Here is a 22,884-nt window from a genome sequence, read left to right as displayed (position 1 = left end):
CCGCCCTAGAACCAGGCGGACTGTCGGATCTGACGCATCGCCTCGCCGCGCGCCTCGCGATCGAGACGGTTGATGTAGAGCTTGCCGTCGAGGTGGTCGCACTCGTGCTGCAGGGCCTGCGCGAGCAGTCCCTCCCCCGAGACGACGAGTTCGCGCCCGTCGAGGTCCATGCCCCGCACGGTCGCCCTCGGGTACCGCATGACCTCGAACCAGAGATCGGGAACCGAGAGGCACCCCTCGCCCGTCGGCACCGGGTCACCGTCGAGTTCGACGATCTCGGGGTTGAGCACGTAGCTGATCCTGCCGTCGATATTCAAGCTGAACGCGCGCTGCGTGTGACCGATCTGAGTGGCGGCGAGGCCCGCGCGCCCGTCCATGTCGACGGTCTCGCAGAGATCCGCGACGAGCTGCCTCACCCCGCTGTCGATCTCGGTGATGGGATCGCACACGGTGCGCAGCACGGGGTCGCCGAACAGTCGGATCTCTCGAATCGCCATAGTGATCCAGCTTAGCGGAATCGCCTTCGTCGGCCTGGAGCACGCCCACCGCTCGACAGGCGCGCGGGGCGGGCTCCAGGCCGACGATCGGTCGCCGCGCTAGCCGATCACGACGATGAGGTCGCCGGCTTCGAGGCCTCGGGTGCCGTTGAAGACGATGCGCTCGACGGTTCCCGCGACGGGAGCCGTGATGGCCGCCTCCATCTTCATCGCCTCGATGGTGGCGACGGGCTGCCCGACCTCGATGGTGTCGCCCGGCGCGACCTTGACGGTGACGGTGCCCGAGAACGGCGCGGCGACGTGACCGGGCACGGTGCGGTCGGCCTTCTCCGTCACGGGGGCGTCGACGGCCACGCTCTCGTCCTTGACGAACACCTGGCGCAGCTGCCCGTTCACACGCACCATGACGGTGCGGACGCCCTTGTCGTCCGCCTCACCGATCGCTTCGAGCCCGACGTAGAGACGCACCCCTCGAGCGAGGTCGATCGCGCGCTCCTCCCCGGCCTCGAGACCGTAGAGGTACTCGGGCGTATCGAGCACCGACAGGTCGCCGAACTGCTCGCGCGCGGCCTCGTACTGGCGCGTGGGCGCCGGGAACAGCAGCCGGTTGAGCGCCGACCGGCGCTCGTCGCTCGTGCCCGAGAGCAGCGCCTGATCCTCGTCGGTGATCGGCGCCGCCCCGATATCGACGCGGCGACCGGCGAGCACCTTGGAGCGGAACGGCTCGGGCCAGCCGCCGGGGATCTCCCCCAGCTCGCCGGCGAGGAAGCCCACCACGGAGTCGGGCACATCATAGTTGCCCGGGTTCTCCTCGAAGTCGCGGGGATCGGCGTCGACGGCGGCCAGATGCAGCGCCAGGTCGCCGACCACCTTGGAGGACGGGGTCACCTTCGGGATACGACCGAGGATGCGGTCGGCGGCCGCGTACATGTCCTCGATCTTCTCGAAGTTCTCGGCGAGCCCCAGGGCGATCGCCTGCTGGCGCAGGTTCGAGAGCTGCCCGCCGGGGATCTCGTGGGTGTACACGCGCCCGGTGGGCGAGGGCAGGCCCGACTCGAACGGCTTGTAGAGGCTGCGCACCGCGTCCCAGTAGGGCTCGAGCTCGAATACCGCCGCCGGGTCGAGGCCCGTGTCGCGCTCCGTGTTCGCGAGGGCTGCGACGAGGGCCGAGAGCGACGGCTGGCTCGTGGTGCCCGACATGGGCGCCGAAGCGGCGTCGACCGCGTCGACCCCCGCCTCGGAGGCCGCGAGCAGCGTGGCGAGCTGACCGCCCGGGGTGTCGTGCGTGTGCAGGTGCACGGGCAGGTCGAAGCGCTCGCGCAGCGCGGCGACGAGCTTCGCCGCCGCCGCGGGCCGCAGCAGGCCGGCCATGTCCTTGATGGCGAGCACGTGGGCGCCCGCGTCCACGATCTCGTCCGCCAGTCGCAGGTAGTAGTCGAGGGTGTACTTGTTCTCGGCGGGATCCAGCAGGTTGCCGGTGTAGGCCATCGCGACCTCGGCGACTGCGGTTCCGGTCTCGCGCACGGCGTCGATCGCCACGCGCATCTGGTTCACGTCGTTGAGGGCGTCGAAGATGCGGAACACGTCGACCCCGGTCTCGGCCGCCTCGCGCACGAACGCCTGGGCGACCTGCGCCGGGTAGGGGGTGTATCCCACGGTGTTCTGACCGCGGAGCAGCATCTGGATCGGCACGTTCGGCAGCGCTTCGCGCAGGGCCGCGAGCCGCTCCCACGGGTCTTCGCCCAGGAAGCGAAGCGCCACGTCGTAGGTGGCGCCGCCCCAGGCCTCAACCGACCACAGCTGCGGGGTGAGCCGCGCCACGTACGGCGCGATCCGCGCGAGGTCCTTGGTGCGCACGCGGGTCGCCAGCAGCGACTGATGGGCGTCGCGGAAGGTGGTCTCCGTGACCGCCAGCGCGGTCTGCTCGCGCAGACTCTTCGCGTATCCCTCGGGGCCGAGCTCGAGCAGCCGCTGCCGGTACCCGGCCGGCGCCGGAGCGGAGAGGTCTGCCGCGGGCAGCTTCGACGCGGGATCGAATGCGCCGGGGCGCGGTCCGTTCGGCTGGTTGACGGTCACGTTGGCGACGTGCTGCAGCAGGCGGGTCGCGCGGTCCTTGGGCTTGTTCATGTCGAGCAGCTCGGGGCGCTCCTCGATGAACGAGGTCGCGATATCGCCGGCCTGGAAAGCGGGGTCGGCGAGCACCGCCTGCAGGAACGGAATGTTCGTGGCGACGCCGCGGATCCGGAACTCCGCGAGCGCCCGGCGAGCGCGCACCACCGCGTCCTCGAAGCTGCGCCCGCGGCAGGTGAGCTTGGCGAGCATGGAGTCGAAGTGGGGGCTGATCTGAGCGCCCGCGTTGATGGTGCCGCCGTCGAGGCGCACGCCGCCGCCGCCCGGGGAACGGTACGCGGTGATGCGGCCGAGGTCGGGCCGGAAGCCGTTGGCCGGATCCTCCGTGGTGATGCGGCACTGCAGCGCCGCACCGCGCAGCTGGATGTCGTCCTGGAGCAGCTCGAGCTCGGCGAGGGTCTCCCCCGCCGCGATCCGCATCTGGGCGCGCACGAGATCGACGTCGGTCACCTCCTCGGTGACGGTGTGCTCGACCTGGATGCGCGGGTTCATCTCGATGAACACGTGCTTGCCTGCCCGCTCGCCCTCGGTGTCGAGCAGGAACTCGACCGTGCCCGCGTTCTCGTAGCCGATCGACTTCGCGAACGCGATCGCGTCGCGCGTCAGCTCGTCGCGGATCGCGGGATCCAGGTTCGGAGCCGGGGCGATCTCGACGACCTTCTGGTGGCGGCGCTGCACCGAGCAGTCGCGCTCGTACAGGTGGACCGTCTCGCCGTTCTTATCTGCCAGCACCTGCACCTCGATGTGGCGCGGGCGCAGCACGGCCTGCTCGATGAACATGGTCGGGTCGCCGAATGCGCTCTCGGCCTCCCGCATCGCCGACTCGAGCGCGTCGCGGAGATCCTCCTCGCGCTCCACGCGCCGCATGCCGCGCCCGCCGCCGCCCGCGACGGCCTTCGCGAACACCGGGAACCCGATCTCGCGAGCGCCCGCGATCAGCGCCTCGATGTCCGTGGACGGGGGCGTCGACTGCAGCACGGGCACGCCCGCGGCGATGGCGTGCTCCTTCGCCGCGACCTTGTTGCCCGCCATCTCCAGCGCCTGCCTGCCGGGTCCGATGAACCGGATCCCCGCCGCCTCGGCCGCGGCCGCCAGCCCGGGGTTCTCCGACAGGAATCCGTAACCCGGGTAGATCGCGTCGGCGCCCGACTCCTGCGCCACCCGCACGATCTCCTCGATATCGAGGTACGCGCGCACCGGATGCCCGACCTCGCCGATCAGATACGCTTCATCGGCCTTCAAACGGTGCAGCGAATTGCGATCCTCGTACGGAAACACTGCAACCGTGGAAGCGCCGAGCTCGTGAGCGGCGCGGAACGCGCGGATCGCGATCTCACCACGATTGGCAACCAGAACCTTTTTGAACATGCAGAAAATACCCCTCTGTATCAGTACGTTCGCCGGCTGCCCAGACCGATGGATCGTTCGATATCAAGATACACGCTCGCGCCCGCTCTGCCCTACTCGCGTGCTCGCGTCGCCCCGACGACTCCGACTCGAGGGTGAAAAACGGCCCGATCTTCTGTTCGCCTCACGCATACTCTGGTCGATCACAGAAGGGGATCGACTAAACTTGCCACGTGCATGTATTGAGTGTGAGTTCCCTCAAGGGTGGCGTCGGCAAGACCACCGTGACGCTCGGCCTCGCCTCGGCCGCTTTCTCCCGGGGCCTGCGCACGCTCGTCGTCGACTTCGACCCCCAGTCCGATGTGTCGACGGGCCTCGCGGTGAACCCCGACGGGTACGCGACCGTGGCCGATGTGCTCGAGAGCCCCAAGGAGAAGACGGTGCGCTCGGCCATCGCCCACAGCGGCTGGAACGAGTACCACGAGGGCGGGTCGATCGACCTGCTCGTGGGCAGCCCGTCGGCCATCAACTTCGACGGCCCCCACCCGTCGACGCGCGACATCTGGAAGCTGGAGGAGGCCCTCGCGGTCGTCGAGTCCGAGTACGATCTCGTGCTCATCGACTGCGCCCCCTCGCTGAACGCCCTCACGCGCACCGCGTGGGCCGCGAGCGATCGGGTGCTCGTCGTCGCCGAGCCCAGCCTCTTCGCCGTCGCCGCAACCGACCGCGCGCTGCGCGCGATCGAGGAGATCCGCCGCGGGGTGAGCCCCCGCCTGCAGCCCCTCGGCATCCTGATCAACCGCACGCAGCCGCAGTCGATGGAGCACCAGTTCCGCATCCGCGAGCTGCGCGAGATGTTCGGCCCCCTCGTGCTCAATCCCCAGCTGCCCGAGCGTCCCTCGCTGCAGCAGGCCCAGGGCGCGGCGAAGCCCGTGCACATGTGGCCGGGCGAGGCCTCGCAGGAGATGGCCGGCAACTTCGACCTGGTGCTGGATCGGGTGCTCCGCTCTGCCGGCATGGACGCGGCGCGCGAGACGAGGTCGAAGCCCGGGCGCACCGCGACCGTCGTCGAGGATTGAGTTCGCACGGCGCCCCGATGCCCTCGCACGAATGAAAGAGCCCGGCTCACGAGCCGGGCTCTTTCGTTCCTTACGCGCGAGAGGCGCGGGCCCTAGGAGATCTTCTTGCGAACCTGGCGGCGCGCTGCGAGTTCGTCGACGCTCTCAGCCTGCTCGCGGTGCTCGTCCATGTCGACGAGCGAGGTCTCGACCTCGCGCAGCACCTTGCCGACCGCGATGCCGAAGACGCCCTGCCCGCGGCTGACGAGGTCGATGACCTCGTCGTTCGAGGTGCACAGGTACACGCTGGCTCCGTCGCTCATGAGCGTGGTGCGCGACAGGTCGTGCACGCCCGCCTCGTGGAGTTGCGCGACAGCGGTGCGGATCTGCTGCAGGGAGATGCCCGTGTCGAGCAGTCGTTTCACGAGCTTGAGCACGAGGATGTCGCGGAAGCCGTAGAGGCGCTGCGATCCGGACCCCTTCGCCCCGCGCACCGTGGGCTCGACGAGGCCCGTGCGCGCCCAGTAGTCGAGCTGACGATAGGTGATGCCCGCAGCGCGGGCCGCCGTAGCGCCTTTGAACCCGCCCTCCTGATTGGGCTTCGGCAGCCCATCGTCGAAGAGGAGTTCGGGGTCGATCGTGAGGGGTTCCGCACCGCTGATGGGTGCCGAGGCCGCTCCCTCGGGCGCGGCCTCCGACGACGGAGAAGCCGTCTCGCCAGACGGCTGCTGAGTGTTCTCCATCGTCTTCCTTTCTTCACGGATCGAACGGCGCGGGCACCGAACTCCCATAACGGTACCCAGATGGCAGGCGGCGTGCAACGACCGCCGAAGGTCAATTTGGGAGTGTCGACCTCTACTAGAACTTGAAGGTTGAAATCACGCCGATCTCGGGCCGCTCAGGCGCTGCCGAAACGCCGGCGCAACACGCCGGAGCGCACCGTGTCGAGGTACCCGGCCAGCTCCAGCGAGTCCTCGGTGCCGAGCGGAGTGCCGCTCTTCACGCCGCGCGTCGACACCGCGCGCGCGATCAGCTCCGCCTCGCGCTCGGCGGACACCCGCAGCGACCGCAGATGGCGCGGGGTGATCCCCCGCTCCGCGAGCTTCAGCAGCGCGGACAGCTGCGCGACCGCGTCGTGGGGGAACACCTCGGCCGCCGGCAGCAGGCCCGCCGCGATCGCCTCGCCCAGGAACCGGGCGCTCGCACCCGTGGCACGACGCAGCTCCTCGCTGCTGAGCACGCGCTGGGGGGCCAGGATCATCGAGGCGCTCCGCGGGGACGCGCCCGGAATGATCGGGTCCCGGCCGGCGTCGATCTCGTCGAGCACCTCGGCGATCACCTTCAGCGGCAGGTAGTGATCGCGCTGCAGAGTGAGGATCAGACGCAGCCGCTCGATGTGCTGCTGGGAGAACTTGCGATAGCCCGATTTCGTGCGCTCGGGCGTTACGAGCCCCTGCTCCTCGAGGAAGCGCAGCTTCGAGGGCGTGAGATCGGAGAAATCGTCCTGCAGGCGGGCGAGCACCTGCCCGATGCTGAGAAGGCTGCCCGCCTGCGATGGGACCGACGCGGCGGCCGCCATATCAGGCGCCCTCGCCCAAATCGAAGCGCGAGGCGAAGAACGTGAAGCGGAACTTGCCGACCTGCACCTCTGCGCCGTCCTCGAGCGGCACCTCGCCGTCGATGCGCACGCCGTCGCAGAAGGTTCCGTTCAGCGAGCCCAGGTCCACGACCGAGAAGCGAGTCCCGTTGCGGTGGAACTCCGCGTGCCGACGAGACACCGTCACATCGTCGAGGAAGATATCGACCGCCGGGTGACGTCCGGCGACCGTGACGTCCTGGTCGAGCAGGAAGCGGGCGCCGAGATCCGGCCCGCGACGCACGACGAGCAGGGCCGCGCCCGACGGCAGCGCCTCGACGGCCTCGCGCTCGTCGATCGTGAGGTCGGTCGCCCGAGCGCGGATCATCGCCCCCAGATCCTCGCGGAACTGCTGGGTGGCGCGCGCCTCGGTGTGGTCGGCGCGACGGGCATGATTCTCAGTAGTCATGTCTCACCCATTTCTTGTTCTCGTAACGACGCCTGGTCGTTCGACCTGCTCCTACTACGCTATCGCAGCCCCGGGCGCCCGCGCACCCCGGCCGCCCCTATTCACTCGTGGGACTCAAGAAACTCATACACCTCGTTGTTGTCGACGCCCGGGAAGGTGCCCACGGGCAGTGCGGCGAGCAGGCTCGTGGGCGTCGCGGCCTCAGGCCACGCGGCGGCCTCCCACTTCCTGGTGAGCTCGCTGGAGGCGCGCCTGCAGCACCGCTCATCGGGGCAGAACGACTGCGAACGATGCTGGGTCTCACGCCCGCGGAACCACTTCACGTCCTCGAAGCGCACCCCCACGCTCACCGAGTACCAGCCCTCCTTCGCCTTCTCCACGCGGGAGGTGCACCAGTAGGTGCCGCCCGAAGCCATGTCGGTGTACTGGTACCAGGGGTTGAACCGGTCGGGCTGCCCGAAGATCGTGCGAGCGGTCCAGTTGCGGCAGACCGTCGCCCCCTCGAGGTTGCCGAGCGCGTCGGAGGGGAACCGCACCCCGTCATTCTCGTACGCCTTGATGAGGGTGCCCGACTCGTGCGCCTTCATGAAGTGCACCTGCAGGCCGAGCCGCTCAGTCGCCAGATTCGTGAAGCGGTGCGCCGCCATCTCGTACGAGACGCCGAACGCGTCGCGCAGATCCTCCATCGAGATCTGCCGCTGCCGCTTCGCCTCCGCCAGCAGCTCGACCGTCGCCTCCTCGGGCAGCAGCACCGCGCCCGCGAGATAGTTCGCCTCGACCCGCTGGCGCAGGAAGTCGCCGTAGCTGCGGGGCTCCTCATGCCCGCACACGACGCTCGCGAGGGCGCGCAGGATCGGGGCCCGAGCATCGCGCGAGGGAAGATTGTTGCTCAGATAGATGCGTCCGTTGCGACGATCGATCACGGATCTCGTCGAGTGCGGCATGTCCGAGACGTAGTGGAGACTGAAGCCGAGCTTCTCAGCGACGATGGAGATGGTCTGCTGCGACACGGGCCCTCCCCCGTACCCGACGCTGTCGAGCAGTTGCCTCGCCGCGCGCTCGAGGTCGGGGAAGTAGTTGCCGGCGACGCGCATCTGTGCGCGCAGCTCGGTGTTCGCCCGCCTGGCCTCCTCGGGAGTCGCGGCTCGCTCGCGGTTGAGCCGCTCCACCTCCTGGTGAAGACCGAGGATCGCTTTCAGCGTCTCGTCGCTCGTCGCCTTGGAGACGCGGATCGGCTGCAGCCCGAGCGACTGGAAGACCGCGCCGCGCTGAGCTCGCTCGACCGCGATCTCCAGCGCGGCTCGCTCGCTCGGCGCCTCGTCCACGAGGAGCTCGTCGACCGTCGAGCCGAGTTCGGCGGCGAGCGCGCGCAGCAGCGGCAGGCGGGGCTCCCGCTTGCCGTTCTCGATCGCCGAGAGCTGCGAGGGCGCCCGGTCGACCGCGGAGGCGAGCTGCTCGAGGGTAAGACCGAGTTGCATGCGGCGCTCGCGGATGCGGCGACCCAGCGTGAGGGCGTCGCCGCCCTCGTCGGATTCGGGCACGGCGGGATCGCGGGGCGTCCCCGCGCTGCGGAGCGAGGCAACACTGTCGAGAAGCGTCATGGCTCCATGGTGCCAGACGGATATTTTTCCGACAAGCAGAAAAATCCGGGATCTTCACACCCTGATTCACCGATCCGCCTCCCGATCCGCCCCTCAAGATGGAACTACGCCGCAAATCTCAGGCACCCGACGAACAGTGAAGGATCCGATCATGACCGCTACGCAGACGGCCCCTCAGCAGCAGTCCACCGCACCCTCCGCAGCCGGCCCGCGCATCGAGGTCACCGGCCGGCCGTTCGATCGCAGTGACGAGATCCTCACTCCCGAGGCACTGCAGTTCGTCACCGATCTGCATCACCGCTTCGCCAGCACCCGTCATGAGCGCCTCGCGGACCGCCAGCGCCGCCGCTACGAGATCGGCAACGGCCGCGATCCGAAGTTCCGCGAGGACACCCGAGCGATTCGCGAGGACCCGAGCTGGAGCGTCGCGGGGGCCGGCCCGGGACTGGAGGATCGCCGCGTCGAGATCACCGGTCCCACCGACCCGAAGATGACGATCAACGCCATGAACTCGGGAGCCCGCGTGTGGCTCGCCGATCAGGAGGACGCCACGAGCCCCACCTGGAGGAACGTCATCGGCGGGCAGCTGTCGCTCTACGACGCCATCCGAGGGCAGCTCGAGTTCACGAGCCCCGAGGGCAAGGAGTACCGCGTCACCGCCGAGCGCACCCCCACCATCGTGATGCGCCCGCGCGGCTGGCACCTCGTCGAGAAGCACATGCGCTTCGTGGATGCGCAGGGCCAGTCGGGGGCGGCCTCGGGCAGCCTCGTCGACTTCGGCCTCTACGCCTTCCACAACGCCCGTGAGCTCGTCGCCCGGGGGCGCGGCCCCTACTTCTACATCGCGAAGCTCGAATCGAGCGAGGAGGCGAAGCTCTGGGACGACATCTTCGCCTACACCGAGCAGGCGCTCGGGCTCGATCACGGTACGATCCGCGCGACCGTGCTCATCGAGACGCTGCCCGCGGCCTTCGAGATGGAGGAGATCCTGTACGTGATGCGGGATCACATCGCCGGCCTCAACGCCGGGCGGTGGGACTACATCTTCTCGATCATCAAGAACTACCGCGGCCGCGGCGCCCGCTTCGTGCTGCCGGACCGCAGCGAGGTCACCATGACCGTCCCGTTCATGCGCGCCTACACCGAGCTGCTCGTGAAGACCTGCCACAAGCGCGGCGCCCACGCGATCGGAGGCATGAGCGCGTTCATCCCAAACCGCCGCGATCCCGAGGTCACCCGTCGCGCCGAGGAGAAGGTGCGCGCCGACAAGCACCGCGAGGCGACCGACGGCTTCGACGGCACCTGGGTCGCCCACCCCGACCTGATCCCGGTCGCGCAGGCCGAGTTCGACGCGGTGCTCGGCGACCGCCCCAACCAGGTCGACCGCCAGCGGGACGACGTGGAGGTGACCGCGGCGCAGCTGCTCGACGTGCACATCGGCCGGGACATCACCGACGCGGGCGTGCGCGACAACGTCTCGATCGGCATCCGCTACATCGAGGCGTGGCTGCGCGGTCTCGGGGCCGTCGCGATCGACAACCTCATGGAGGACGCGGCCACCGCCGAGATCAGCCGCTCGCAGATCTGGCAGTGGATCCACCAGGACCAGTCGACGGCTGAGGGCACCCGCATCACCAAGGAGTGGGTGGCCGAGCTCGTGCGCGAGGCCGTCGCGGGCTTCGACCGCTTCGAGGGCGATCGCTACGACGACGCCGCGGGACTCTTCGCCGATGTGGCACTGGGCGACGACTTCCCCACGTTCCTCACCGTTCCGGCCTACAGCCGCTTCCTCGTCGACGCCTGATCGACCGGATGCGAGGAGGCCCCGGGCTATCGGCCCGGGGTCTCCTCGCGTTTCGCCGCCTGCTCGATGGCCGGGCCGAGTTCATCGATCACGAGCGTTTCGTCGTCGAGCTGACCGGTGCGATAGGCGGCGCGACCGACCATGTGCGCCGCCACCGGCGCCGTGAGCGACTGGAACACGAAGACCGGGATCAGCGCCAGCAGCGTGGCGACGGAGCGCTGGTCGAGGGCGATAGCCGCGATGATGAGCAGCAGGCCGAAGATCTGCGGCTTGGTCGCGGCGTGCAGCCGGCTGAGCGCGTCCGGGAACCGCAGCAGGCCGATGCCGGCCGCGACCGTGAGCGCCGCTGAGAGCAGCACGCACACCACGGCTGCGATGTCCATGACGCGCCCGAGCAGTTCGAGATCAGACATGGCCCGCCCCCTTCGACGACCTCGGGCCGTCCGACGACTCGGCCCTGCGCTTCACGTACCGCGCCACGACGATGGTCGCGAAGGTCGCCGTCGCCGCGATCACGGTCATGAGCGGAATCGTATCGGTGTGACCCCGCACCACCATGTCGGTGCCGACCGCCAGCATGAGGGTGGTCAGCAGCACGTCGGAGGCCACCATGCGGTCGAGGATCGTGGGGCCCCGGACGATGCGGATGATCGCCGCGAGTGCGGTGAAGGTGAGGCCGGCGCCCGCCGCGAGGATGAGGATGGACATCGTGGCACTCATCGGATCGCCTCCATCTCTTCCCGGGACCCGAGCGTCAGCACGAGCAACCGCTCGATACGACGGGCCTCGCGGCGCATCGCCGCGATCTCCTTCTGGGTGGGCGTGTTGAGCACGTGCAGGTAGAGCACAGAGCGGAAGCGATCGACCTCTGCCACCAGCGAGCCGGGGATCAGCGACGTCGTCAGCCCCACCATGGTGAGGATGAAGTCGGACCTCGTGCGCAGGCGAACCGCGATGATCGAGCACGGCGGCGGCGGACCCGGCCGCACCGCGAGCCAGGCCACCTGCCAGGACGCGAGCGCCAGATGCCACAGGAAGTACCCGAGGTATCGCAGGGCGTACCAGAGGTTGAAACGGCCGGCGAGCTCGACCGGCGGCAGGTAGAAGACGCGCATCACGACGATGGCGACCACCACGCCGCTCACCGCCGAGAGCAGCGAGACCTCCTGCCAGAGCATCATCCACAGCAGCACGAGCCCGAGCAGCAGGGGCAGCTCGTGGAGCCGCACGCCCCACTCGGCGCGGCGCGCGGCCCGGGGCGTCGAGAATCCGGTCTCGCTCATCGTCCCTCCCCGTCGGGTCGCGTGTCACCGCTCCCGCCGCCGAGCGCTCCGGGAGTGTCTCCGAGCACGAGCTCGACCATCTCTCCGGGCAGCGCCATGTCGCGCCCCGCCCGATCCGCGTAGGCGTACAGCGGGCCGGCGAAAACCGTGAGCGCGATGCTCACGGCGACCATGCCGCCGGTCGCGGCGAACATGAGTCGCGGGATGTCCTTCCGCTCCTGATTCGGCGTCGCGCCCGGCGCGTCCTGCAGGCGCTCGAGCAGCGCCTCCTCGCGCTCGAGCAGCAGCACGGCCTCGGTCGTCGGCGCCTTCATGCTTCGGGCCTCGGCCTCGGCGCGCTTCTTGGGGCGCCAGAAGGCGAGCACCCACGCGCGCGCCAGCGCGTAGAGCGTGAGGAGCGAGACGAGCGCGCCGATCCCCATCAGCCAGTAGGCCTCCGGCGTGCCGAGGTCTGCGGCGACGGTGAAGAGGCCGAGCTTGCCGATGAATCCCGAGAAGGGCGGGATGCCGCCCAGGTTGAGCATGGGGATGAAGAACAGCACCGCGATCACCGGCGCGGCGCGCAGCATGCCGCCGAGCCCCGCGAGCGAGGTCGTGCCGCCCTGCCGCTCGATCAGCCCGACGGCGAGGAACAGGGTCGTCTGCACGATGATGTGGTGCGCGATGTAGTAGATCGTCGCGGCGAAGCCGGCGGCGTTCGCCATGCCGATACCGAAGATCATGTAGCCGATGTGGCTGATGAGCGTGAACGAGAGCGTTCGTTTGATGTCGAGCTGCGACATCGCGCCCAGGATTCCCACGAGCAGCGTGAGCCCCGCCACCACCATCAGCACGGTGTCGACGCTCGATTGCGGGAAGAGCAGGGTCTGGCTCCGGATGATGGCGTACACACCCACCTTGGTGAGCAGGCCGGCGAACACCGCGGTGACAGGCGCGGGAGCCGTCGGATACGAGTCGGGCAGCCAGAAGGAGAGCGGGAAGACCGCCGCCTTGATCCCGAACGCGATGAGCAGTGCGAGATTGAGCAGCAACTGCATCTCGCTCGGCAGCTCGGCGATGCGCACCGTGAGCTGCGCCATGTTGACGGTGCCGGTGGCCCCGTAGATCAGTGCGATCGCGGCGAGGAACAGCACCGACGACACGAGCGACACGATCACGTAGGTGACACCGGCGCGAATGCGCTGCTGCGTGCCGCCGAGCGTGATGAGCACGTAGCTCGCGACCAGCAGGATCTCGAATCCCACGTACAGGTTGAAGAGGTCGCCCGCGATGAACGCGTTGAACACGCCGGCGCCGAGCACGAGGTAGGTCGGATAGTAGATCGAGACCGGCGTATCCTCGTCGCCGTCGGCGAGGCCCTGCCCGATCGAGAACACGAACACCCCGAGCAGCACGACCGCCGACACCACGAGCATCAGCGCCGAGACCCGGTCGACGACCAGCGCGATGCCGAAGGGAGCGGCCCAGCCGCCCACCTCCATGATGAGAGCGCCGTGCGCGTCCACGAGCCACATGAGCGTGCCGCTCAGCACGAGCACGGCTGTCAGCGCGAGCAGCGTGATGCCCTGCTGCAGCTTGCGGTGGCCGGGGACTGCGAGGGCGAAGGCCGCACTGGCGAGCGGCACGAGCACCACGAGGGGGACGAGCACGGTCATCGTCGGTCCTCCCTCTGCGGGTTCGATGCGGGATCGGGCGCGGGCGCCGACGCGGTGCCGGTCGCGGGCGCCCGATCGGCGCTCGACGAGCCGTCGTCCTCGTCGCCGTCATCGCCCTGCCCGCCGTCATCCGAGAACTCGGGCGTCTCGGCGAGATCCTCGTCCGTGACCTCCTCGGTGGTGAGCGCCTCGGTGGTCGCGAGCTCGATATCCGCCTCGTCGTCCTGCACGCGGTCGTCCATGTCATGGGCCAGACGCCACGAGCGGTAGATGAGCGCGAGCAGGAAGGCGCTCACACCGAACGTGATGACGATCGCGGTGAGGATGAAGGCCTGGGGCAGCGGATCGCTCATCTCTTCCGCCGGCCCGTCGCCGATAGGCGCGGTGCCGAAGGATCCGGACATCAGGAAGATGAGCAGGTTGGTGGCATTGCCCACCAGCAGGAACCCGAGCAGCAGGCGCGTGAGCGTGCGGTCGAGCATGAGGTACACGCCGCAGGCGTAGAGCACGACCATCACGGCGACCAGTACGAGCGGCATGGTCATCGCGAGCTCACCTCCTCTTCCTCGAACGCTGCCGAATCGGCCTCCTCGTGCTCGTCGATCTCGGCTCCGAGACTGCGGAGCACATCGAGGATCAGCCCGAACACCACCAGGTAGACGCCGATGTCGAAGAGCGTCGAGGTCACGAGCGGCACGGTGCCGAACGGCCCCAGATCGAGATCGATCCAGGCCGAGGCGAGGGCGGACTGGCCGAAGAACATCGGCAGCAGCGCCATCGAGACCGCGAGCGCGAGGCCCGTTCCGAGGATCCGCCCAGCGTCGAGCGGCACCGTCGCACCGAGTTCGTAGCGACCGCCCGCGAGATACCGGGCGACCAGCGCGAGGCCCGCGACGAGGCCGCCGGCGAACCCGCCGCCAGGGGCGTTGTGCCCCGCCAGCAGCAGATAGATCGAGAGGATGATGAGGCCGTGGAAAACCAGCCTGACTACGACCTCGAGCAGGATCGAGCGATGGGCCGGGTCGAGGTGGCGGCCCGCGAGCAGCCAGGCGATCCGGCGCGCCGGATGGTCGGGATCGGCCACGTGCATGAGGTGCGCCTGCGCCTGCGAGCGGGCGGCGCGGCGCGTGAGCTTGGGGCGCAGATCGGCGCGCGTGCGGAGGAAGACGAGCGAGGCGACTCCGGTCGCTGCCGCGAGGATCACCGACAGCTCCCCCATCGTGTCCCATCCGCGGATGTCGACGAGCATCACGTTCACGGAGTTGTAGCCGTGCCCACCGGCAGCCGCGAGCCCGGGGATCTGCAGGGAGATGGGATCGTCGATCCGGGATCCGAGCGCCACGATCGCGAGCGCGCCGAACACGAGACCGACCGAGAGGCCGATGGCCACGCGGACCCACCGCACCATGCGGCTGGGCGCCGAACCCATGCGCTGCGAAAGACGGCGGATCACCAATACGAATGCGATGAGCGTGACGGTCTCGACGAGCGCCTGCGTCAGCGCCAGGTCCGGTGCGCCGTGCATCGCGAAGATCGCGGCCATGCCGTAGCCGGTGACACCGACGAGCACCACGGACTGGAAACGGGTACGGGCGCGCAATGAGAAGATCGCGGCCGCGATCATGATGATCGCGATCGGCAGCTGCACGGGCGAGCTCGCGAACTCGAGTTCGGTCGGCCACTGCCCCGTGGCGAGCAGCGTGCCGCCGAGGGCGCCGACCAGCACGATGAGGATCACCGAGAGGTAGAAGGGAAGCGATCCTCGCTGCGTGATCGCGGTCAGGCGCACGGCGAGGGTGTCGAGCCAGTGCGTCACGACCCAGTAGGCGTGCGAGGCGGAGAACCGCTCGGGCAGCGCCGGGATCACGGTCGTGGTGCGAGAGAGCAGCACCGCGAGTCCGGCACCGAGCAGCAGCACCGCGGCGGATACCGCCAGCGGCAACGTGAAACCGTGCCACAGGGCGAGATGCTCGGGATGCTCGGATCCGTGCGGTACGGCGGCTTGCAGCAGCGGGTCGATCTGAGACGCGAGCAGCCCGCCGACGAGCGTCAGAAGCGCGAAAGCGCCGGGGGCGACGAAGAGGATCCGCGCAGGCCGGTGCACGATGGAGCACTCGCTGGTGTTCGCCTTGTCGGCGAAGGCGCCCCAGAGGAAGCGCCCCATGTAGGCGACGGTGAGCACGCTGCCCACGGCCATGACGGCGAACGCGACATAGGCCAGGGGCTCGGTCTCGCCGATGCGCAGCAGTTCGGTGAGCGCCGACTCCTTCGCCACGAATCCGATGAACGGCGGCGCGCCGGCCATCGACGCCGCTGCGGCAACCGTGAGCACTGTGAGCAGGGGCATCCGTCGTCCGAGCCCGCAGAGCTTGCGAAGATCGCGGGTACCCGTCGAGTGATCGATGATCCCCACGGCCAGGAACAGCGGCGCCTTCGAGAGAGCGTGGGCGAAGAGCAGGGCGAAGCCCGCGTAGGCGGCGCGGGGATCGCCGACGCCGAAGACCATGACGAGCATGCCGAGCTGACTGACCGTGCCGTGGGCCACGATCAGCTTGATGTCGAACTGCTTGAGAGCGCGGATGCCGCCGTTCAGCATCGTGATCGCGCCGAGGATCACGAGCGTCTCCCGGTATCCGGGCACCTCGCTGAAACCGGGCCCGATTCGGGCGATGAGGTAGATACCGGCTTTCACCATCGCCGCCGCATGCAGGTAGGCGCTCACCGGAGTGGGGGCCGCCATGGCGCCCGGAAGCCAGAAGTGGAAGGGGAAGATGGCCGACTTCGAGAGTGCCCCGACGAGCAGCAGATAGACCGCGACGGTCGCGACCGGGCCGCTGGGCGGATCGGCGACGATCTCGGACAGCAGGGAGGTCCCCGCCTGCTGAGCCAGCAGCACGAAGCCCACGAGCATCGCGAGGCCGCCGAGAGTCGTGACCATGAGCGCCTGCAGCGATGCGGCGTTGGCGGTGCGCAGCCTGGTGGCATGCCCGATCAGCAGGAAGGAGAACACCGTGGTGCCTTCCCAGAAGATGAAGAGCAGGTAGATGTCGTCGGCGAGCACGAGGCCCAGCATCGAGGTGGCGAAGCCCATGAATACGGCGGCGAACCTCGCGAGGCCCTGCTCGCCGTCCTCGAAGTAGTTCGCGCAGTAGAGCAGCACCAGGGCGCCGGCGCCGGTGACGAGGAGCGCGAAGAGCACTGAAACCGAGTCGAGGCGCAGGGTGACACTCAGGTCGAGCTGCGGCACCCACTGGATCGTCTCCACCAGCGGTTGGCCGGCGAACACCGGCTGCGCCATAGACAGGAGAACCGCGAATACGGCGGCGACGAGCACGGCGAGCGCGATGAAGGAGCGCCGTCCGAAACGCCGGACCACGGGATGGGCGAGGATTGCACTGAGAGCGAGGATGAGCAGTATGCTCGTCATCGCTCCCATAGGCGGCCTGCTTCCGTTGTGTCCGGTCGTCCTTCGACTTCAATCCTATCGGAAACCGGGCTACCGACCTGGGCGCCGTTCGAGCGCGGATACGAGGAAAGCCCTGATGCGCGCGCCGGCGGTGGCGGGGGCATCAGGGCTTTCCTGAATGGGTGTCCGGCGGTGTCCTACTCTCCCACGAGGTCCCCCTCGCAGTACCATTGGCGCTGTCAGTCTTAGCTTCCGGGTTCGGAATGTGTCCGGGCGTTTCCCTGACGCTATGGCCGCCGTAACTCTGTCAACATGTCGACACACCCCGAGTGTGTGGGGGTGTGGGCCGTCTGTTGGGAACCACAAAGTGGACGCGAATCATCGTTACATTTGCATGCTCACCCCCCTGGGGGGTGGGGTGTTTTCAAGTTGTTGGTGTATTAGTACCAGTCAGCTCCATGAGTTGCCTCACTTCCACATCTGGCCTATCAACCCAGTCATCTCCTGGGCACCTTCAGAACCGAAGTTCTCGGAGATCTCATCTTAAGGCCGGCTTCCCGCTTAGATGCTTTCAGCGGTTATCCATCCCGAACGTAGCCAACCAGCCATGCCCTTGGCAGAACAACTGGCACACCAGAGGTCCGTCCAACCCGGTCCTCTCGTACTAGGGTCAGATCCTTTCAAATCTCCAACGCGCGCAGAGGATAGGGACCGAACTGTCTCACGACGTTCTAAACCCAGCTCGCGTACCGCTTTAATGGGCGAACAGCCCAACCCTTGGGACCAACTCCAGCCCCAGGATGCGACGAGCCGACATCGAGGTGCCAAACCATGCCGTCGATATGGACTCTTGGGCAAGATCAGCCTGTTATCCCCGAGGTACCTTTTATCCGTTGAGCGACAGCGCTTCCACAAGCCACTGCCGGATCACTAGTCCCGACTGTCGTCGTCCCTGCTCGACCTGTCAGTCTCACAGTCAAGCTCCCTTGTGCACTTACACTCGCCACCTGATTGCCAACCAGGTTGAGGGAACCTTTGGGCGCCTCCGTTACTTTTTGGGAGGCAACCGCCCCAGTTAAACTACCCACCAGGCACTGTCCCAGAACCCGATCAGGGTCCGTAGTTAGATATCCAATATGACCAGAGTGGTATTTCAACAACGACTCCACGATAACTAGCGTCACCGCTTCATAGTCTCCCACCTATCCTACACAAGCCACACCGAACACCAATACCAAGCTGTAGTAAAGGTCACGGGGTCTTTCCGTCCTTCTGCGCGTAACGAGCATCTTTACTCGTACTGCAATTTCGCCGAGTTCACGGTGGAGACAGCTGGGAAGTCGTTACGCCATTCGTGCAGGTCGGAACTTACCCGACAAGGAATTTCGCTACCTTAGGATGGTTATAGTTACCACCGCCGTTTACTGGGGCTTAAATTCAAAGCTTCGACCCCGAAAGGTCTAACCTCTCCTCTTAACCTTCCAGCACCGGGCAGGCGTCAGTCCGTATACATCCACTTGCGTGTTGGCACGGACCTGTGTTTTTAGTAAACAGTCGCTTCCCACTGGTCTCTGCGGCCACCACACCCTTTCGGAGCAAGTCCTAATAAGCGGGTGGCCCCCCTTCTCCCGAAGTTACGGGGGCATTTTGCCGAGTTCCTTCACCATGATTTTCTCGATCTCCTGAGTATTCTCTACCTGACCACCTGAGTCGGTTTGGGGTACGGGCAACAGCAAACCTCACGTCGATGCTTTTCTCGGCAGCATAGGATCACCAGCTTCCCCATACGGGTCCGCATCACATCTCACCCACAGAACCCATCTCTTAAACAGGTTCGGGCTACATGTTTACACCGGGACAACCATCGCCCGGCACTGGCTACCTTCCTGCGTCACACCTCACGCTCACCACCCCAGCATCGGGTTCACAGCCGCCACCAGCACATCACCCGAAGGATCCATGCCGGTCTTGGTTTGTTTAGCACTACTGGTTAGGTCTTTGACGGTTTACCGCCGGTACGGGAATATCAACCCGTTGTCCATCGACTACGCCTGTCGGCCTCGCCTTAGGTCCCGACTTACCCAGGGCAGATTAGCTTGACCCTGGAACCCTTGGTCTTCCGGAGGACGGGTTTCTCACCCGTCTTTCGCTACTCATGCCTGCATTCTCACTCGTGTAGGCTCCACGACTGGATCACTCCGCCGCTTCACTGCCCACACGACGCTCTCCTACCCAACCGGACAACTGAACCACGAAGGCTTGTCTCAGTCCGATTGCCGCAACTTCGGTGGTGTGCTTGAGCCCCGTTACATTGTCGGCGCGGAATCACTTGACCAGTGAGCTATTACGCACTCTTTCAAGGGTGGCTGCTTCTAAGCCAACCTCCTGGTTGTCACAGCAACTCCACATCCTTTTCCACTTAGCACACGCTTAGGGACCTTAGTTGGCGATCTGGGTTGTTTCCCTCTCGACTATGAAGCTTATCCCCCACAGTCTCACTGCTGCGCTCTCACTTACCGGCATTCGGAGTTTAGCTGACGTCAGTAACCTTGTAGGGCCCATCGGCCATCCAGTAGCTCTACCTCCGGCAAGAAACACGCAACGCTGCACCTAAATGCATTTCGGAGAGAACCAGCTATCACGAAGTTTGATTGGCCTTTCACCCCTATCCACAGCTCATCCCCTCAGTTTTCAACCTAAGTGGGTTCGGCCCTCCACGCGCTCTTACACACGCTTCAGCCTGGCCATGGATAGATCACTTCGCTTCGGGTCTAGGACACGCGACTGAACCGCCCTATTCAGACTCGCTTTCGCTACGGCTTCCCCACACGGGTTAACCTCGCCACGTATCGCTAACTCGCAGGCTCATTCTTCAAAAGGCACGCCATCACAGAAACAAAGCCTGCTCTGACGGTTTGTAAGCAAACGGTTTCAGGTACTCTTTCACTCCCCTCCCGGGGTACTTTTCACCTTTCCCTCACGGTACTAGTCCGCTATCGGTCATCTGGGAGTATTTAGGCTTATCAGGTGGTCCTGACAGATTCACACGGGATTTCTCGGGCCCCGTGCTACTTGGGATACACACCACGCGGCGTACGCATTTCGGGTACGGGACTCTCACCCACTCCGGTCGCTCGTTCCAAAGCGTTCCCCTATACGTCCGCACTCACGTTTGAGACTCAGCAGCGTCTCACGGCATGTCCCGCAACCCCGGTGATGCAACCCCTGCCAGGTATCACACACCACCGGTTTAGCCTGATCCGGGTTCGCTCGCCACTACTACCGGAATCACTATTGTTTTCTCTTCCTGTGGGTACTGAGATGTTTCACTTCCCCACGTTCCCTCACCCCGCCCTATATATTCAGGCGGGAGTCACCAGGTACGCACGCGCCCTGGCGGGGTTTCCCCATTCGGAAATCCTCGAATCACAGCCCGTTTATCGGCTCCCCGAGGCTTATCGCAGATTACTACGTCCTTCTTCGGCTCCAGATGCCAAGGCATCCACCGTTTGCTCTTGATCACTTGAAATCACATAAGCATTAAATTCGAACACACACCCCACCACCCCGCAAAAGAGCGGCTTGGTCGGGTGCGCGACCAATGAAATTAAAGTAAATACACCACCATCAACCCCGCACTCACCGGCACCCCTTTCTCACCCGAAAGCAAAAAAGACGCACCCGCGAACCGCGGAAAAATTTGACGCTGGCGTAGATGCTCGCGTCCACTGTGTAGTTCTCAACGTACGGCCGATCCCACCATCACCGGCAACACGTCCGATGACCGCGGGTCAGAAAACCAAGTCCACCCACACCCCACAAAGAAGGTGTGTGCCGGCTGGGCTTCCAGGACCCAATAGCATGCACTCAAAGACACCCCGAACCACTCACCCATCCTTTCCAACACCACGCCCCGCAAAGGGCACAGTGCGTACTCGCACAGACGAACAGTCACGGCATGCCGTGTTGTTTTATGTTCCACCCTTGAGCAGCATGCGTCACGCGTTTGGTGACGTTCATGCTTTCTCTGCACACCCCGGAGGGTGTGAGTGCTCTTAGAAAGGAGGTGATCCAGCCGCACCTTCCGGTACGGCTACCTTGTTACGACTTAGTCCTAATCACCAGTCCCACCTTCGACAGCTCCCTCCCACAAGGGGTTAGGCCACCGGCTTCGGGTGTTACCGACTTTCATGACTTGACGGGCGGTGTGTACAAGGCCCGGGAACGTATTCACCGCAGCGTTGCTGATCTGCGATTACTAGCGACTCCGACTTCATGGGGTCGAGTTGCAGACCCCAATCCGAACTGAGACCGGCTTTTTGGGATTCGCTCCGCCTTACGACATCGCAGCCCTTTGTACCGGCCATTGTAGCATGCGTGAAGCCCAAGACATAAGGGGCATGATGATTTGACGTCATCCCCACCTTCCTCCGTGTTGACCACGGCAGTATCCCATGAGTTCCCACCATCACGTGCTGGCAACATAGGACGAGGGTTGCGCTCGTTGCCGGACTTAACCGAACATCTCACGACACGAGCTGACGACAACCATGCACCACCTGTACACCAGTGTCCAAAGAGTTGACCATTTCTGGCCCGTTCTGGTGTATGTCAAGCCTTGGTAAGGTTCTTCGCGTTGCATCGAATTAATCCGCATGCTCCGCCGCTTGTGCGGGCCCCCGTCAATTCCTTTGAGTTTTAGCCTTGCGGCCGTACTCCCCAGGCGGGGAACTTAATGCGTTAGCTACGACACAGAACCCGTGGAACAGGCCCTACATCTAGTTCCCAACGTTTACGGCATGGACTACCAGGGTATCTAATCCTGTTCGCTCCCCATGCTTTCGCTCCTCAGCGTCAGTTACGGCCCAGAGATCTGCCTTCGCCATCGGTGTTCCTCCTGATATCTGCGCATTCCACCGCTACACCAGGAATTCCAATCTCCCCTACCGCACTCTAGCCTGCCCGTACCCACCGCAGACCCGAAGTTGAGCCTCGGGCTTTCACGGCAGACGCGACAAGCCGCCTACGAGCTCTTTACGCCCAATAATTCCGGACAACGCTTGCACCCTACGTATTACCGCGGCTGCTGGCACGTAGTTAGCCGGTGCTTTTTCTCCAGGTACCGTCACCCAAAGGCTTCTTCCCTGACAAAAGAGGTTTACAACCCGAAGGCCGTCATCCCTCACGCGGCGTTGCTGCATCAGGCTTGCGCCCATTGTGCAATATTCCCCACTGCTGCCTCCCGTAGGAGTCTGGGCCGTGTCTCAGTCCCAGTGTGGCCGGTCACCCTCTCAGGCCGGCTACCCGTCGTCGCCATGGTGAGCCATTACCCCACCATCCAGCTGATAGGCCGCGAGTCCATCCCCAACCGATAAATCTTTCCCGCACCAGGCCATGCGACCAGTGCGCGTATCCAGTATTAGACACCGTTTCCAGCGCTTATCCCAGAGTCAGGGGCAGGTTACTCACGTGTTACTCACCCGTTCGCCACTCATCCACCCCCTGCAAGCAGGGAGCTTCAGCGTTCGACTTGCATGTGTTAAGCACGCCGCCAGCGTTCGTCCTGAGCCAGGATCAAACTCTCCGTAAAAAACAAATGCGAACACGACAACGGAATAAGCCGCCGCGCTCACGAGTCTGACCTGACAAAAAAGACCAAACATCAACTGACATTCAATCCATTGTCCAAAAAACATCACCAACACCAACCACAACAGTCAATGCCGGCAACAAAATAATTGGCATAAAACAATCAAGTGCACACTATTGAGTTCTCAAAGACCAGACACCACCCGTACCAACCCAACGGCCTTCCGAACAGCAACCTGTCCAACTTACCACCCGAACCTGCTCCACGCAAATCCGACTCGTTCAGACGAACGAGCATCAGAATCCCATCCTCATCGGGATGAGACCTCAGTGGTGAGATCGAGAGTCTCACTTTACACTCCCGAGCAGACTTCATCAAGTCCCTCGCGGGGTGATCCTCGTGAGATCCGATTCGCAACCGATCCGGGCCGCTTCCGCGTCCCGCTCCGTCGCGCTGACAAGGGAATAC

Annotated in this window: 14 protein-coding genes and 3 rRNA genes; 2 read left to right on the top strand and 15 right to left on the bottom strand. The window is 65.5% G+C overall.

From position 1 onward, the window contains the following. Positions 1–5: 5 nt before the first annotated feature. Positions 6–497 (bottom strand): peptide deformylase, encoded by a 492-nt coding sequence (gene def / locus KVY00_RS15180; RefSeq protein ID WP_223043693.1) that lies wholly within the window; start codon positions 495–497, stop codon positions 6–8. A gap of 99 nt (positions 498–596) precedes the next feature. Next, positions 597–3,995 (bottom strand): pyruvate carboxylase, encoded by a 3,399-nt coding sequence (locus tag KVY00_RS15175; protein ID WP_223043692.1) that lies wholly within the window; start codon positions 3,993–3,995, stop codon positions 597–599. Between the two features lie 212 nt (positions 3,996–4,207). On the opposite strand from KVY00_RS15175, the gene KVY00_RS15170 reads away from it, so the two are divergent. Next, entirely contained in the window at positions 4,208–5,053 is an 846-nt protein-coding gene (locus KVY00_RS15170) for a ParA family protein (protein ID WP_223043691.1), read from the top strand. 92 nt (positions 5,054–5,145) lie between these two features. Here KVY00_RS15170 and KVY00_RS15165 read toward each other — a convergent pair whose 3' ends face one another. The 4 genes from KVY00_RS15165 to KVY00_RS15150 form a co-directional block, all read right to left on the bottom strand. Beyond that, the gene (locus tag KVY00_RS15165; protein WP_255572676.1) at positions 5,146–5,775 is read right to left on the bottom strand and encodes a MerR family transcriptional regulator; all 630 of its coding nucleotides are present in this window, start codon (positions 5,773–5,775) and stop codon (positions 5,146–5,148) included. Between the two features lie 155 nt (positions 5,776–5,930). After that, positions 5,931–6,611: a transcriptional regulator FtsR gene (ftsR, locus tag KVY00_RS15160; protein WP_223043690.1), complete on the bottom strand. Its 681-nt coding sequence runs from the start codon at positions 6,609–6,611 to the stop codon at positions 5,931–5,933. Position 6,612: 1 nt separating this feature from the next. Then, a complete protein-coding gene (locus tag KVY00_RS15155) occupies positions 6,613–7,077 on the bottom strand; it encodes an FHA domain-containing protein (protein ID WP_223043689.1) in 465 nt (154 codons plus the stop codon). Positions 7,078–7,178: 101 nt separating this feature from the next. After that, positions 7,179–8,678 carry an XRE family transcriptional regulator gene (locus KVY00_RS15150; RefSeq protein WP_223043688.1) on the bottom strand — a complete coding sequence of 500 codons (1,500 nt, stop codon included), beginning with the start codon at positions 8,676–8,678 and terminating at the stop codon, positions 7,179–7,181. Positions 8,679–8,829: 151 nt separating this feature from the next. On the opposite strand from KVY00_RS15150, the gene aceB reads away from it, so the two are divergent. Further along, a complete protein-coding gene (gene aceB / locus KVY00_RS15145; RefSeq protein ID WP_223043687.1) occupies positions 8,830–10,482 on the top strand; it encodes a malate synthase A in 1,653 nt (550 codons plus the stop codon). Between the two features lie 26 nt (positions 10,483–10,508). Here aceB and mnhG read toward each other — a convergent pair whose 3' ends face one another. The 9 genes from mnhG to KVY00_RS15100 form a co-directional block, all read right to left on the bottom strand. Beyond that, positions 10,509–10,895, bottom strand: a complete 387-nt coding sequence (gene mnhG / locus KVY00_RS15140) for a monovalent cation/H(+) antiporter subunit G (RefSeq protein ID WP_223043686.1) — start codon at positions 10,893–10,895, stop codon at positions 10,509–10,511. Further along, on the bottom strand, positions 10,888–11,202 hold the full coding sequence (locus KVY00_RS15135) for a monovalent cation/H+ antiporter complex subunit F (RefSeq protein ID WP_223043685.1): 315 nt from the start codon (positions 11,200–11,202) through the stop codon (positions 10,888–10,890). Before KVY00_RS15135 ends, mnhG begins: the two co-directional genes overlap by 8 nt. Next, positions 11,199–11,765 (bottom strand): Na+/H+ antiporter subunit E, encoded by a 567-nt coding sequence (locus KVY00_RS15130; protein ID WP_223043684.1) that lies wholly within the window; start codon positions 11,763–11,765, stop codon positions 11,199–11,201. Before KVY00_RS15130 ends, KVY00_RS15135 begins: the two co-directional genes overlap by 4 nt. Then, on the bottom strand, positions 11,762–13,420 hold the full coding sequence (locus tag KVY00_RS15125) for a Na+/H+ antiporter subunit D (RefSeq protein WP_223043683.1): 1,659 nt from the start codon (positions 13,418–13,420) through the stop codon (positions 11,762–11,764). The genes KVY00_RS15130 and KVY00_RS15125 overlap by 4 nt, the downstream gene beginning before the upstream one ends. Then, entirely contained in the window at positions 13,417–13,965 is a 549-nt protein-coding gene (locus tag KVY00_RS15120; RefSeq protein WP_223043682.1) for a Na(+)/H(+) antiporter subunit C, read from the bottom strand. The genes KVY00_RS15125 and KVY00_RS15120 overlap by 4 nt, the downstream gene beginning before the upstream one ends. Beyond that, positions 13,962–16,856 (bottom strand): Na+/H+ antiporter subunit A, encoded by a 2,895-nt coding sequence (locus KVY00_RS15115; RefSeq protein WP_223043681.1) that lies wholly within the window; start codon positions 16,854–16,856, stop codon positions 13,962–13,964. The genes KVY00_RS15120 and KVY00_RS15115 overlap by 4 nt, the downstream gene beginning before the upstream one ends. Before the next feature lie 154 nt (positions 16,857–17,010). After that, a 5S ribosomal RNA gene (gene rrf / locus KVY00_RS15110) occupies positions 17,011–17,127 on the bottom strand. Positions 17,128–17,246: 119 nt separating this feature from the next. Beyond that, positions 17,247–20,355 (bottom strand): 23S ribosomal RNA (locus tag KVY00_RS15105). A 530-nt stretch (positions 20,356–20,885) separates the two neighbouring features. Beyond that, positions 20,886–22,416 (bottom strand): 16S ribosomal RNA (locus KVY00_RS15100). The 16S, 23S and 5S rRNA genes sit together here, the layout of an rRNA operon. Between the last annotated feature and the right edge of the window lie 468 nt (positions 22,417–22,884).

The organism is Leucobacter tenebrionis (assembly GCF_019884725.1).
Lineage (GTDB): Bacteria > Actinomycetota > Actinomycetes > Actinomycetales > Microbacteriaceae > Leucobacter > Leucobacter tenebrionis.
The sequence above is the reverse complement of the archived record's forward strand: the minus strand, read 5'-3'. Positions and strand labels throughout refer to the sequence as shown.